We start from the raw sequence: 12011 nt of genomic DNA on the forward strand, positions 1-12011 counted from the left end.
CCTCGCTCACCTGCGGCTCGCCTGACGATCCGTGCTGGACGGCCGGCCGCGAAGCCATGCTCTTCCGGATGGTGGACGCCCTGCACGACTCGTGCGACGTCGACGACGAACTGTGGCGGTCCGCGCAGGACTTGTTCGACGAACGGCAGCTGCTCGACGTGCCACTGCTGTGCGGGTGGTACCACGCGATCTGTTTCGCCGCCCGCACCGCTCGCGTCGAACTCGAGCCCGGTGCTCCCCGCTTCGTCGACGTCACGGCCGCCTGATGGCCGACCCACCGGTGGCAGTGGTGAACGCCTGCACCCGCGATGGGGAAAGCGGCAGCCCCACCACGGTCGTGATCGACGACGCCACATCTGCACACTGACATGCTCGACGCGCCGGTGGACCCCGCGACCGCACAGCACCGCCGGACCGGCCGCCGGTAGCACCCCGTCGAGCTGCCCGATGCCGATGACCGGCCCCGCCCTCAAGCTCCGGCGCCGCGTCACGTTGTCGCCCGCAACTGCCCGCTGCAGGGCGTCGACGTCCCGGCCGGCTCAACCGGCGGGGCGCCGGCGGCGGCGCAGCAGGTTGACCGCTGCGACCGGCAGCGCGTTGAGCAGGACGCCGAGACCGCAGGCCAGCCAGGCAACCTCCGCGGCACCGAGCCCTTGCGGCGCAAGGACCAGCCCAGCGATGACCGCCGTCTGCGCCGTGTGCCGGGCCACCCGCACGACGATGAGCCAGACCGGCCCGTCCTCGGTGTCCTCTACCGCTCTCCTCGCACGGCGACGGTCGCGCAGCTTCCCGATCAACGCGGTGACGCCTTCGACAATCCCGATCAGGACGGCGAACAGCAACGCCCACAAGGCGATCTCGCCGACGCCCGCGCCGCCGGTCACGGAGGGCGCGACGGCACCTGTCACGGCGAAGACGGCAAACGCGGGCACCCACGTCAACGCGCACCCGACCACCGCCACCAGTAGGAATCCGGCGAGGCCGATCCGGGGCCGCACAGGCTCCTCCAGCCTCGCCCGCACCGAGTCCGGCGCCCAGACGATGCCGCGACCCGGACCCGGCAATGCCACGCCTGGCAGCGTAGCGAAGACCTGCAATCAGCACACCGTGCGCGGACACGTCCCGCGAACAATGGGCATCAGGTTGATACGCCGGAGGTTACAGACACACCCAGCAGTACAGATGATCGCCGGCCAGCGCCGCCCGGCGGGCAAGACCGACGAGATCGGCGAGGACCACCTGCAGGAACTCGGGGTCGGCGTATCGCGACAGCTCCTCGATCGCTGACCACGCCAGCACGAACTGGGGAAGCTGCGCGTCGTCCGGGGCCGCCAGCGCATCGCGGGTTTGTGAGCGACAGCGAGAGGTACATGCTCTACTGCGGTGACCTCGACGGTCGTGCTCATGACGACCGACCGAAGGGACAGTCTGTTTTGCTATCAGGTACCGGATTTCGTTGACAGTTAAGGGAATCAGGTCGGCATATCTCTGCAGTACACTCGCACCGCCACGCCCGCTGATTGGCGCGAGATGGAGCCCGAAAACTGCGGTGCGACTGCGGACCACTGACACTAAGGTCGCGCCATGGAGATCCGTAATGCGATGCCGGCCGAAGAGCTGGTTGCCGAGAAGGTTGTCTCGGCGGCATTCGGCGAGCCACCGGACGGGCGCGTTGTGCAGATGATGCGAGTTCTGCAGACCAGCGGAGCAGCTCGGGCGAGTTTGGTCGCTGTTGTCGACGAGGAGCTGGTCGGGCACGTCGGTCTCTCACGCGGCTGGGTGGACGCTCGACGCGAGCTGGTCGAGGTGATGGTGCTCTCCCCGCTGTCGGTACGTCCCGACCGCCAGCGCCACGGCGTCGGCACCGCGTTGGTCGCGGCGGCGCTGCAGACCGCCGGAGATCGCGGCGCACCAGCCGTTTTCCTCGAGGGCAACCCGAACTACTACGGACGCCGCGGGTTCAGCTCCGCCTCCGCCCTTGGGTTCGACCCGCCCTCGACGCGCATCCCGGACCCGGGGTTCCAGGTGGCGCTACTTTCGTCGTACCAGCCGTGGATGGTCGGCCGGCTGATCTATCCCGAAGCGTTCTGGACCACTGAAACGGTCGGCCTGCGTGACCCTGAGCTGGAGCAGGTGGAAGCTCTGATCGCGTCGGAACGTGCGGGCGGACGAGGCTGATGAAATGCAGGACCTCGCCTTGTGCCCAGCGGCCGCCGCACGATATTCGGTAGTCTCCACAAGTCATCGATGATCGAGCGATGGCCGTGCCCGCACCCTCCGACACGCCACGACGCCGATACGGACCAACGGGACCATCAGATTTCAGCCGCCATCTCAATAACGAACCTGGGCACCACCACGGCGACCGCGTCTACCGCCGCACCGAGAGGCGGGCCCCGATGAGCAGGCCGGGCTGGCTACTCGACGTCTCCCGCCCCCGCGCAGCGTAGCGGCCGCCCGCGGTGGGTCCGTCGTCGCGTCCTATTCCTCCGGCTCCCAGGCGATCAGCTGGTCGAAGACGCGCCGGTCGCCGTCGACCTGCAGCGAGTCCATCAGAATGCGGCCGTAGCAGAACATGACCAGCTCATTGGCCGTGCCCCGGGCGGAGACATAGGCCACCTCCGGGCCCTCGACGGCGACCGGCGTGGAGAGGCGGGCGGTCCGGGCGCCGTCGGCGGAGAACCAGAGCCGCCAGGAACGGCCCTCGGTGGCGTGGTAGTCGATGATCGCGGGCTGGTGCGGCCACGCGGCCGTCGTCGCGACGCAGGTGGTCAGGAAATCGTCGACACCGTCGAGGGCCACGTCGTCCGGCAGCGGCTGCGGGGCGCCCACGGCGACCTGGGCGTCGTAGGTGTGCACGGCGACCTGCTGGAGCTGGTGCCGGGCAACGGCACCAGTCGTCTGCGGCGACTGCGACGAACCCCACCACGTCCAGCAACCACGATCCGGGCCGGCCTCCCGCAGCGCGTCCAGCAGCTCCCCCGTCGACGCGGCGAACCAGGCCAGCAGCGCCTCGCGCTCCCGGGGCGCCACCGGGGCGGACAACGCCGGCGGAGCGTCGGCGGGCCCCGCAGCCACGATGGCGGCCCACTTGCGGCGGCCGTCGCCCAGGTGCTGCACCAGGTCGAACAACGTCCACTCAGGGCAGGTCGGCACCCGCACGTCGAGGCTGGGTGCCGCGGCGACCGCCGCCCGGAACGCGGTCGACCGTTCGTCCATCAGCCGCAACAGGTCAGCGAACTCCAGCGTCTTTTCCATCGCGGCTTTGTACCACCCCCCTCCGACAACCGACAGCGGATTTCCCCACCCCCGGCGTCGGGGCCACGCGGAAAATCCGTTGCCCGGCGGCCCACGGGTTGACCATGCTGACGCGCATGGGTCAGTGACCAGTGGCGCACGTGCGCGATGAAGACGGGTTCGAGTCACCTCCCCGTCTCCGTCCGCCGTGCCACTCGAAGCCCGCACCGCGTGACCGGTGCGGGCTTCCTTCACGCGACGTGATCTGCGACGTCGCGCCAGCCGGCGTGCTCCCCTCCGAGACGCCGGCTGCCCGCCACTGGATCCGGGAGGCACCCCCCGGCGCGCCGTCGCGCTGCCGGGCGCCTCCTGCCTAGACCTTGGAATCGCCGAAGCCATGCATAGTTCCCGCCATATCCGCGTGCCGGCCCACGGTCGCGAACCCGGCATCGACCGCAAAGCGCTGTGGGTGGTCAGCGAGCTCGGACTGCCCACCATCGTCAAGACCTGCGTGTCATGCAGGTCCACGCGGCACCGTCCCACCGGCAAGATCCGGGTCAACGCGAACCACAAGCTGCTCGACGTGTGGCTGCTGATCTGCTGCAACCTGTGCGGCCGCACGTCGAAAATCCCCGTCCACGAGCGCATCAACGTGCGGGCGCTGGACCACGAGCGGCTACTGATGTTCGAGAACAACGATCCGGCCATGGTGCGACAGCTGACCATGGACGCGACGCTCGCCCACAAGGCCGCCTACCAGCTCGACTGGACCGGCACCTGGCAGCTGGACACCGACATGCCGTTCTACGACCTCCAGCGCGAGGATGCCGCGCCACTCGAGGTCCTCGTCAGGTTCGAGTTCCCCGCACCCATCCGGGTCGAGAAGCTGCTCACCGCCGGGTTCGGCCTGAGCCGTCCCGCCGTGCGAGGCATGGTCGACTCCGGGCGCATCCGCCTGCCCCTACCCATCGACGCCAAGGCCCGCGAGGACTTCACCTTCCTGGTCGTCACCGCCCCACCGCTGTCACCCGAGCGGGCATGAGGTGCCGCCCCACGGCGCGATGACCTGCGCCATGGGGCGGCCCGTACCATCCGGCCCGCCGGACGGCCCAGCGTGCGGCAGCTCACGTGAACGAGCTGCCGTCGAAGTACCGCTTCCCGGCGAGGAAGGCGAAGCTGGCTACCGCGCAGGGGGTCCGGGCGGCGTCCATGGTCACCTCTCCGACCAACGCGCTCAGCCAGCGGCAGAAGCGGACATCGGATTTGTGTTCCGTATGGCATCGTGGCTCAGATGGCGATGGACGATTCGTCGGTCCGGGTGGGGGCATGCCACCAGCAGCGATGCCGCGGCCGAGCTTTCGAACGCGCGGCCTCGCTGCGCTGGTCACCCGCCGCGAGGCGCGTTCCATGTCGCGCTCGGGTGCGAGGAGCCGGCGGCCTGTCCGAGGAAGGTGCTGTGTGAGCCCGCGGCACGGTGACGGCCCAGCGGTGGCGTTCGTCGCCGCGGAACGGTGGGAGGAACAGTGATGACAGCCGCGCAGGTGCTGACCTTCGGCGGCGTTGTCGCCCTTGGTGCCATCTCGCCAGGGCCGGACTTCGCCGTTGTGATGCGACGCTCGGTCCTTGCGGGCCGCGCGCATGGCATGGCGACAGCGGTGGGCGTTGCCGCCGGGGTCTTCGCCTGGGCGATCGCCGCCGCGACCGGCGTTGCAGCACTGGTCGCCGTCAGCGCTGTCGCCTTCACCGTCATCAAGCTTGCAGGAGCGGGCTATCTGCTCTACCTGGGTGTCAAGGCACTGCGCTCGGCACTGCGCTCACGCGACCTGCGACCCGACCCGAACACCGGACCAGCCGCCGGACCAGGCCTGCTGGCAGCGTTCCGTGACGGTCTGCTGTGCAACGCGCTCAACCCCAAGGCAGCGATGTTCTTCGTCGCGCTTCTGCCGCAGTTCCTCCCGACCGACGCCGGCCTCGTCCCGCTGCTGACGTTGTCAATGATCGCCGTGGTCATCACCGCCGCCTGGTTCCTCACCGTGGCGAACCTGGTCGCCGCGGCGCGCCGGGTGCTCGCCCGACCGGCCATGCGTCGTTGCATCGACGGGATCAGCGGCACGGCACTGATCGGCCTCGGCGTCCGGCTCGCGTTCACAACCGCCAGGTAAGTTCTGGCTTTCCTGAACGGTGACGGTTCAGCTTCGGGGCACTCCGAGTTCGACAGGACCGAGGTCGGGGGGAAGCTGGGAAACAGCCAACAACACCGCCTCCTGCGCCGTGGAGGTCTCGGCAAGAATCTCGCCCAAGAACTCAGCGTTGACGGTGTACCGGTTGTCCTGGTGCGCATCCAGGCACACCGGGACGACGGAAAGGTTGGGACGGGTGGTGATGGCGAAGCGCAGTGTCGAGTGGCTGGTGAACGGGTAGAGCCGTCGCAGCGCCGGTTCGTGGTATGCCGCCTCGACCATCGCCTGGTACTGCGGCAGGTTCATCTCGGTCGCCTCCAGGCGCAGGCACTGCCACTCTGACTCGGCCAATTGGACGGCATCATGGTCCGGCACCTCGAAGCGGCCGGTCAGCTTCACGAACGTCGCAACCCGACGGATCTCGGCCAGCGCGGCGCCGTCGTGCCAGGCCTGCGCGGCCCGGGCGATCTGAGCCGGATCTTCGGTGTCTCCTTCGATCAGTGCCAGACCCTGGAAGGACTCACAACCCGTGATCGACCACCGCCGTTTGACGGTCCACGCGTCGATGGTCAGATGGTTGCGGTGTGAGACCGTGCTGGTCGCGGTGGCGCTGCGCAGCGAACCAGGTTCCGGCGACGTGAATGGAACCGATAGTCCTTGCTTCATCGCAACGGCTGACAACGCCGAGACGAGACCGCCTTCGGCGGCGATGTCGGGATACAGCGCATCGAGATCAGCGGACATCACCGAGCGATTGTGCCGCAGCCGCACCCACGGCGCGTACCCGCTCATCGACCACGTGCGAGCACTGCAGCCGTAGCTCGACACGTCGGACGCTGCAACCTGCCGCGCGAACCCTGCGGCTTGAGCGGATGCGGCACCATGTTGCCATGGCACCTATCAGTGGGTCAGCGCGGTTGGGTGGCCGGGCGGGAAAGGTTGCGCGCCTCGCCGGTGCCGTGGCGGTCGCCGGGCTCATGGGGTTCAACATGGCCGGACGGCGGGGACCGGTCGTGGGCCTGCTGGCCTTCTTGACGTACGGGTTGCTGCTCGGCCCTGCCGCACTGTCCATGTCGCGGGTTCGGCGCTGGTCGGCCGACCACGTCGTGCTGGACGCCGCGATATTCGTGCCGCTGTGCTTCTTCGCCCTGCTGTTGATTCCAGTGTTGCCGTGGTGGGTCGCAGCCCTGGCCGCGGTAGCGACCGGTGCGGTATTAGTGCCCTTCGGGGTGCGCCGGCGAACCGCCCATCGAGCGCGGGCCGCGCAGCAGGCTGACGGTTGATCTCGATGGGCGTGGTGCGGGTGCAAGACTGCAATCCGCGCAAGGGCGGCCCTACAGAACGCGCTGGTCATCGGCACGTGCGAGCAGCGCGGCCGCGGTTCGACGCGCCAGACCGCGGCTGCGGCCGGCGGCATGCCGTACGACACCTCTACCTGGAGTTCATCCGTGCCCTGGCGCCGCACAGCCGTACCCGGGTTGGCCGTCCTGGTACTGACCCTTGGTGGCAACAGCGGGACACCGTTGCGTCCGGCCGTGGCGGTCAGGTCGGTGCCGGTGGATCTGTTGGCCCAGCACCACATCAAGGCGACGTTCTGCATGGTCGGCAGGCAGGTCGCCGCGCACGCCGCACTGGTACAGCGGATGGTGGCCGAGGGACACACGCTGTGCAACCACACGTGGAGCCACGACGAGATGCTGCCTTCCCGCCCCGCCGACCGGATCAGGACCGAGCTGCAAACGCACCAACGACGCGATCCACGCGGTCATACCCGGCGCGCTGATCCGCTATTACCGTGCCCCGGAGGCAACTTCTCGTCGCAGGTCGTGAGCATCGCGGCCGGCATGGGGATGACATCGATCTACTGGAGCGTCGATCCGCAGGACTGGCGCGGCCCCGGGGTCCAGTCGATCATCCACAACGTGCTGACGAACACCCGCCCGGGCTCGATCGTGCTCCTGCATGACGGCGCCGGACCACAGACCGTCACCGCGCTGTACCGATCGCCGCTGCGGGTGGGAATGGCCCAGAAGTCACCCGGCTTGACGTAGGCAGTTGACTTCGGCTCGAACGGGAAGCCGAGGTGACGACCCATCAACGCATGACTCCACGCACGATCGGCGGCATGTCCGGACGTCGAACCTTTGCCGTCAGCGGGCCGGCTGAGGCCGCAGGCGGTGGAAGCACGCCGGTGCGTGACTCAGCTGCCCGTGTCGAGCGCGATGCCGAAGTTCTGCCCCTTCTTGCGCACGATCCAGGTGCCGGACACGACGCCGCGGCGCACGGTGACCAGGGGCAGCATCGTCGTGAGGTCTGAGATGAACATCGGATAGTGATGCCCGTCGGCGTCGCGCCAGACCAGGTACTTCGCGGATCGCCCGGTTCGCATGGAGTCCAGGGTCAGTGTCGCGGTGAACGCGACGTTGGGTCGCATGCTGTACGACACCACGTACGAATCGTCGTCGAGGTAGGAGTAGCCGCGCGAGCCTTCGACGTAGAAGAGCAGGTTCCCGCGTTCGTCGTAGGGCACCTCGGTGATGGAGGTCTTCCGGGTTGCCATGACCGTCTCCCTTACCTGGCGTCTTCCTCTACTGCGCGAAGATCATGCCTGGCCGTCGGGGCCGCGCCAACTCGGCTCGATCCACGCCCGGGCGAACGCTCATCGGCGTCGAGCGAGCGCAGTTGCCATACGTCGTCGCACCCGGCTCGCGGCCACGAGGCGTGACGACCTTCGAGTCGCCCGCCGTGCGAGACCTGCGGCAGATGAGTGCGCCGTCGGTCCTGAGTGGCTCGATCGATCGTGCGGCTCAGCGTCGCATGGTTCACGCGCTGAATGGATGGTTCGTGCTCTGTGCCGTCATGCACTGGCACTTCGGCACCCTACGATCACGGGCGTGAGGTACGAGCAAACAGGTTGTCGGTGCGTCATGTGCCACGACTACGGCGACCGAAGCGAGCGCGATCCTGCCGAGGTCAACACCGTCAGCCAGGTACAGGCGCACGGCTGGAGCGTGCTCATGGTCCCCGAGGACGATCACGGCCCGGGCTGGGCGTACACGATCGGCTTGTGGCACAGCTATCGGATTCCGGAGCTCGCCATGTTCGGGTTGGACGTTGAGGTACTGCGTACCTGCCTCAACGACATCGGCAGGCGGGCCGTGGCCGGGCAATCGGTCGAGGCTGGCCAAACACTCGACGGTGTGATCGAGCGGTGGCCGCTCCAGCTCAGGGATGTCGACTTGCGTTGGTGTCGCGCGTTCTTCGCCCGCGCCATTGCCTTCTACCGGCGGCCACCGATCCCGTTTCTCCAGGTGCTATGGCCGGATCGCAACGGCCGCCTCACGTGGGACGCAGATAGCGAGGCAGTCGTTCGCGTACGTCAGCCGCAACTCTGGCTACCGCCTGCCCTGCATCCGAAGGGCGTATGGACTCAGGATCTGTGATCTGCAGCAGCCGGTCCTGGGCTGCCGTCTGTTCGGCCTCCCGTGCAGGGCGATCGGGAGAAAGCACCGGGCCGTTCCCTCGTCCGCGCACCGGCGTACAGCGAGTCACATGAGCTGGAGCCGGCGGCGCGCTCGCTCGGCGGCAGATCAGTGCATCGAATCCGCCATAGTGACCAGATGACCGCCGACGAACCGGATGGACCGCTGAGCGATGCCGAGTTGGTCCAGTTGAACCGCCTCCTGGCCAGATACGCCGACTTTGAGCTGGACCAGTTTGAGCATTGGCGGGTCGAGTCAAGATTCGGCCCGGTGTTCATCGATATCTCTCGGCAGACGAACTACGAGGCCGATGGGACCTATGCAACAATCTGGCCGCCACCGGCCGAAGGCGCTGGTTGAGCCGGCCTGCCGGTCCGAGCGGGATGACAAGACGGGACGAGCGGTCAGGGACGGATGTTCGCGCCCGACCTCAGCGGTCGCCACGCGGAGATCGGCGTTACGCGGAGCCGGCCTCGATGAGCAGACGCAGCTCCTCGATCACGCCGGTGTGTGCTTCGGTCGCGAGATCTGCCGCCCCAACTGAAGAAGCTGGCCACAATCGCGTAGCGCAGAACCACCACGAGGTGATTTGATCTTGCGCCATGAGGCGTGCACTGGTCGGTATGGTTTTGGTCGCGGCGGTCCTGACCGGGGGCTGCGGATCTTCGGACACGGCCGAGGAGACGTGCGCCAAGGCACGCGCCACCATCAAGTACTACACATCGGAAGCACCGGAGCTAAAGGCGCTCACGGCTGAGATCGAGAAGGCGTACCAGGGCACCGGCACGCCCGACGGCGCGAAGGCCGCACGGCTGGCGTACAACAAAGCGTTCGGTGACGCGTTGCGATCGATCGCGGACAGGGCCGATGACCCCGGCCTGAAAGCGTCTGTCACCGCAGCAGCGGACGCCTACAGCGCCAGCGGTCAGGATCTCGAGGCGATGCAGACGGCGCTCGACCAATGTCCCCAGAAGCCGTGAACTGGCGCATGCCGCTCAGCGTCTCGAGTTGGTGCGCTTCTGATGCGGGAGGCTGGGGACGCCGCAGGCGCTGAGGCCCTGGCGGTGCGGGCCGCCAACCGCGGCGACACCTTTGCGCTGCAGGCCCTGGCCATGATCCGGGAGGAGGCTCAGGGGTGCCGCAGGCGCTGAGGCCCTGCGGTGCGGGCCGCTGACCGTGGCCTCCCCGGCGCGCTGCGGGACCTGGCCGGGATGCGGACGCGGGCCGGGGACACCGACCCGGATGCAGCAGCCACCCTCCACACCTCGGGCGACGCGCCGAATCGCGGCATGAGTGGATGTCGGCATAGGTGCCTGGCCGGCTGTGGTACGAAGGCGCTATGCCGATCGAGTTTGTCGCGCAGGTAGCTGGCGTGGATGACGAGTACTGCCTGGTTGCGGCCGTCGCCGAGCAGGAGGACGGTACCGGTCGCGCCCTGATATTCCAGGCAGGTCTTGAAGCCCCCGACGATCAGGACGTGAGACTGGGTCACGACACCCACTGCCTGGTCACCGAGACTCATGGCACCGCATATGGATGCGTCCGGGAGCTCACCATCGACGGTAACCGCCTGTATGTCACTCTCGCCGAACATGCGCTGGCCGATCTCGGTCTGGACGATGTTGAGATCCATGTTGAGCTCGCAGTCGAACCGGAATCCATTGACCTCCTACGCGGCTACCTGGACCGAATCCTGACCTATGGCCGTCCGGAGGCGCAGCCAACGGTGCTGCGGACGTAGAACCACTCAATACTCAAGCTGGCCGCATCTGCTGACTCCTGTAGCAACGCCTATTGACCTTCGCGCTCACGGACGGCGGCAGATGAGTGCACCTCGGCGCCTCGGTTTCTGACCGGACTGGTGATCGCGTTGATCAAGCCACGTTGGTGTTCAGCGTGGCAGCGGCGGCGGCCAGCAGGGCCTGGAGCCGAGCGTACGGAAAGTGGTCCGTTCCGGCCGCCGGTTCCACGCGGGTGCTGTAGAAGTCCGTCTCATGGACGGGTTCCTGGCGGGCCCACAGGTTGCCGGCCTGGTCGCGCTGCCAGACGACGTGCTGACCGCGGAAGTCCGCACGGTCGAGCCAGTCGGTGCCACGCGGCCAATAGCCGTCCCACTGTTGCGGGCGTAGCGAGGCGTACGCCGCGTCTACAGCGGCGACGGCACGGTCCACGTCGTCGTCCTCGAAGACAGCGGCGAATCGGCACAGCAGCGCCAGCGGCGCCCCAGGGTGCGGCAGCTGTGGGTCGAGGGCTGCGACCGCCCAGCAGATCAGGTCGAGTTCGGACCAGCGCAGCGCATACGGGTGCCAGTGCGCCAGGTCGTCCCAACCCAGTTCCGCCGTGTCGGCTGAGTCCGGGGCGACGATCCCCAGGCTGTAGGAGTCAACCTGGCTATCGACAGTCAGCAGCACACGGTAGCCGCCACCGACATCGAACTGCGCCTCAAGCGCCGCTTCTTCCGACTGCTCCTCATCATCATCGAGGTCGTCGTCGAGCAGCTCTTCGAGGTCGCCGAGCCGATCGGCTCCGGGGCCGTCCTCGTGGGCGAATGTGTACCGCGCCCAGAACACTGGACTCTGCAATGACTCACGCAACGGTGATGGAATGACCATCCTACGATCATCGCTTACCGGTACGGGCTCGGTCAGATCGCATCGAATCTTCACCACACCGGCTGGTCGACTCACGCTCATCGGCAGAGTCGCGCGGCAGCGAGAACACCGTCGGCCTGGTCCAGATCAACAGAGGGTGATGGGATTCGTGCGGCCACATGCTCCCACGGCGGCAGTTGCGGATGTCAGCATGATGGTTCGGCCGACCGTGCTACAAAGGCGCCATGCCGATCGAGTTCATCGGGCGGGTATCCGGCGTAGATGACGAGTTGTGCCTGGTCGCAGCCATCGCTGAGCGGGACGACGGCACCGGTCGCGCGCTGATCTTCCAGGCAGGCCTCGAACCTCCGGACGATCAGGACGTGAGACTCGGCCACGACACCCACTGCCTGGTCACCGAGACCCACGGCACCGCGTACGGATGCGTCCGCGAACTCACCATCGACGGCAACCGCATGCACGTCATCATCGACCAGCACGCACTGGCCGAACTCGGCCTG

General features: G+C 67.7%; 18 protein-coding genes. 12 read left to right on the plus strand and 6 right to left on the minus strand.

All coding sequences use genetic code 11. The features are described 5' to 3' along the window. Positions 1–266, plus strand: a 266-nt coding sequence (locus ACFPIJ_RS51065; protein ID WP_465252347.1) for a carboxymuconolactone decarboxylase family protein, incomplete at its 5' end; no start/stop codon positions are given. A gap of 273 nt (positions 267–539) precedes the next feature. Here the strand turns inward: ACFPIJ_RS51065 and ACFPIJ_RS51070 are convergent. Both ACFPIJ_RS51070 and ACFPIJ_RS51075 read right to left on the minus strand, forming a co-directional pair. Continuing rightward, positions 540–1070, minus strand: coding sequence for a hypothetical protein (locus tag ACFPIJ_RS51070; protein ID WP_380126753.1), 531 nt, complete (start codon positions 1068–1070; stop codon positions 540–542). A gap of 88 nt (positions 1071–1158) precedes the next feature. Beyond that, entirely contained in the window at positions 1159–1299 is a 141-nt protein-coding gene (locus tag ACFPIJ_RS51075) for a hypothetical protein (RefSeq protein ID WP_380126754.1), read from the minus strand. Positions 1300–1584: 285 nt separating this feature from the next. On the opposite strand from ACFPIJ_RS51075, the gene ACFPIJ_RS51080 reads away from it, so the two are divergent. Then, positions 1585–2178 (plus strand): GNAT family N-acetyltransferase, encoded by a 594-nt coding sequence (locus ACFPIJ_RS51080; RefSeq protein ID WP_380126755.1) that lies wholly within the window; start codon positions 1585–1587, stop codon positions 2176–2178. A 303-nt stretch (positions 2179–2481) separates the two neighbouring features. On the opposite strand, the gene ACFPIJ_RS51085 is transcribed toward ACFPIJ_RS51080, so the two are convergent. Further along, the gene (locus tag ACFPIJ_RS51085) at positions 2482–3258 is read right to left on the minus strand and encodes a maleylpyruvate isomerase family mycothiol-dependent enzyme (RefSeq protein WP_380126757.1); all 777 of its coding nucleotides are present in this window, start codon (positions 3256–3258) and stop codon (positions 2482–2484) included. Positions 3259–3658: 400 nt separating this feature from the next. Between ACFPIJ_RS51085 and ACFPIJ_RS51090 the strand changes: the two genes are divergently transcribed. Both ACFPIJ_RS51090 and ACFPIJ_RS51095 read left to right on the plus strand, forming a co-directional pair. After that, a complete protein-coding gene (locus tag ACFPIJ_RS51090; RefSeq protein ID WP_380126758.1) occupies positions 3659–4279 on the plus strand; it encodes a DUF1062 domain-containing protein in 621 nt (206 codons plus the stop codon). 484 nt (positions 4280–4763) lie between these two features. Then, entirely contained in the window at positions 4764–5399 is a 636-nt protein-coding gene (locus tag ACFPIJ_RS51095) for a LysE family translocator (RefSeq protein ID WP_380126759.1), read from the plus strand. A gap of 27 nt (positions 5400–5426) precedes the next feature. Here the strand turns inward: ACFPIJ_RS51095 and ACFPIJ_RS51100 are convergent, their stop codons facing one another. Then, entirely contained in the window at positions 5427–6209 is a 783-nt protein-coding gene (locus tag ACFPIJ_RS51100; protein WP_380126761.1) for a DUF6193 family natural product biosynthesis protein, read from the minus strand. Between the two features lie 221 nt (positions 6210–6430). Here ACFPIJ_RS51100 and ACFPIJ_RS51105 point away from each other — a divergent pair, with 221 nt between their 5' ends. Both ACFPIJ_RS51105 and ACFPIJ_RS51110 read left to right on the plus strand, forming a co-directional pair. After that, the gene (locus ACFPIJ_RS51105) at positions 6431–6700 is read left to right on the plus strand and encodes a hypothetical protein (protein ID WP_380126762.1); all 270 of its coding nucleotides are present in this window, start codon (positions 6431–6433) and stop codon (positions 6698–6700) included. A 273-nt stretch (positions 6701–6973) separates the two neighbouring features. Beyond that, complete coding sequence (locus ACFPIJ_RS51110; RefSeq protein ID WP_380126763.1) at positions 6974–7468, plus strand: polysaccharide deacetylase family protein; 495 nt, start codon at positions 6974–6976, stop codon at positions 7466–7468. Between the two features lie 149 nt (positions 7469–7617). Here the strand turns inward: ACFPIJ_RS51110 and ACFPIJ_RS51115 are convergent, their stop codons facing one another. Next, on the minus strand, positions 7618–7977 hold the full coding sequence (locus ACFPIJ_RS51115) for a hypothetical protein (protein ID WP_380126764.1): 360 nt from the start codon (positions 7975–7977) through the stop codon (positions 7618–7620). Between the two features lie 334 nt (positions 7978–8311). Here ACFPIJ_RS51115 and ACFPIJ_RS51120 point away from each other — a divergent pair, with 334 nt between their 5' ends. The 5 genes from ACFPIJ_RS51120 to ACFPIJ_RS51140 all read left to right on the plus strand — a co-directional run bounded on the left by ACFPIJ_RS51120 (position 8312) and on the right by ACFPIJ_RS51140 (position 10640). Continuing rightward, the gene (locus ACFPIJ_RS51120) at positions 8312–8860 is read left to right on the plus strand and encodes a DUF4262 domain-containing protein (protein ID WP_380126765.1); all 549 of its coding nucleotides are present in this window, start codon (positions 8312–8314) and stop codon (positions 8858–8860) included. Between the two features lie 177 nt (positions 8861–9037). Beyond that, positions 9038–9259: a hypothetical protein gene (locus ACFPIJ_RS51125; RefSeq protein ID WP_380126766.1), complete on the plus strand. Its 222-nt coding sequence runs from the start codon at positions 9038–9040 to the stop codon at positions 9257–9259. Positions 9260–9522: 263 nt separating this feature from the next. Further along, entirely contained in the window at positions 9523–9879 is a 357-nt protein-coding gene (locus ACFPIJ_RS51130; protein WP_380126767.1) for a hypothetical protein, read from the plus strand. Positions 9880–9921: 42 nt separating this feature from the next. Next, positions 9922–10050 carry a hypothetical protein gene (locus ACFPIJ_RS51135; protein WP_380126768.1) on the plus strand — a complete coding sequence of 43 codons (129 nt, stop codon included), beginning with the start codon at positions 9922–9924 and terminating at the stop codon, positions 10048–10050. A 188-nt stretch (positions 10051–10238) separates the two neighbouring features. After that, positions 10239–10640 carry an Imm10 family immunity protein gene (locus ACFPIJ_RS51140; protein ID WP_380126770.1) on the plus strand — a complete coding sequence of 134 codons (402 nt, stop codon included), beginning with the start codon at positions 10239–10241 and terminating at the stop codon, positions 10638–10640. 133 nt (positions 10641–10773) lie between these two features. Here the strand turns inward: ACFPIJ_RS51140 and ACFPIJ_RS51145 are convergent, their stop codons facing one another. Beyond that, on the minus strand, positions 10774–11511 hold the full coding sequence (locus ACFPIJ_RS51145; RefSeq protein WP_380126771.1) for a hypothetical protein: 738 nt from the start codon (positions 11509–11511) through the stop codon (positions 10774–10776). 224 nt (positions 11512–11735) lie between these two features. Here ACFPIJ_RS51145 and ACFPIJ_RS51150 point away from each other — a divergent pair. Further along, on the plus strand, positions 11736–12011 hold a 276-nt coding region (locus tag ACFPIJ_RS51150), incomplete at its 3' end, for an Imm10 family immunity protein (protein ID WP_380126772.1).

It is taken from the genome of Dactylosporangium cerinum, from assembly GCF_042653625.1.
Lineage (GTDB): Bacteria > Actinomycetota > Actinomycetes > Mycobacteriales > Micromonosporaceae > Dactylosporangium > Dactylosporangium cerinum.

What these genes read in the sequence shown, in the direction of transcription:
- ACFPIJ_RS51080 (WP_380126755.1), top strand. Translation starts at nt 1,585, where the DNA reads ATGGAGATCCGTAATGCGATGCCGGCCGAAGAGCTGGTTGCCGAGAAG.
- ACFPIJ_RS51085 (WP_380126757.1), bottom strand. Translation starts at nt 3,258, where the DNA reads ATGGAAAAGACGCTGGAGTTCGCTGACCTGTTGCGGCTGATGGACGAA.
- ACFPIJ_RS51095 (WP_380126759.1), top strand. Translation starts at nt 4,764, where the DNA reads ATGACAGCCGCGCAGGTGCTGACCTTCGGCGGCGTTGTCGCCCTTGGT.
- ACFPIJ_RS51100 (WP_380126761.1), bottom strand. Translation starts at nt 6,209, where the DNA reads ATGAGCGGGTACGCGCCGTGGGTGCGGCTGCGGCACAATCGCTCGGTG.
- ACFPIJ_RS51115 (WP_380126764.1), bottom strand. Translation starts at nt 7,977, where the DNA reads ATGGCAACCCGGAAGACCTCCATCACCGAGGTGCCCTACGACGAACGC.
- ACFPIJ_RS51125 (WP_380126766.1), top strand. Translation starts at nt 9,038, where the DNA reads ATGACCGCCGACGAACCGGATGGACCGCTGAGCGATGCCGAGTTGGTC.
- ACFPIJ_RS51130 (WP_380126767.1), top strand. Translation starts at nt 9,523, where the DNA reads ATGGTTTTGGTCGCGGCGGTCCTGACCGGGGGCTGCGGATCTTCGGAC.
- ACFPIJ_RS51135 (WP_380126768.1), top strand. Translation starts at nt 9,922, where the DNA reads ATGCGGGAGGCTGGGGACGCCGCAGGCGCTGAGGCCCTGGCGGTGCGG.
- ACFPIJ_RS51140 (WP_380126770.1), top strand. Translation starts at nt 10,239, where the DNA reads ATGCCGATCGAGTTTGTCGCGCAGGTAGCTGGCGTGGATGACGAGTAC.
- ACFPIJ_RS51145 (WP_380126771.1), bottom strand. Translation starts at nt 11,511, where the DNA reads ATGGTCATTCCATCACCGTTGCGTGAGTCATTGCAGAGTCCAGTGTTC.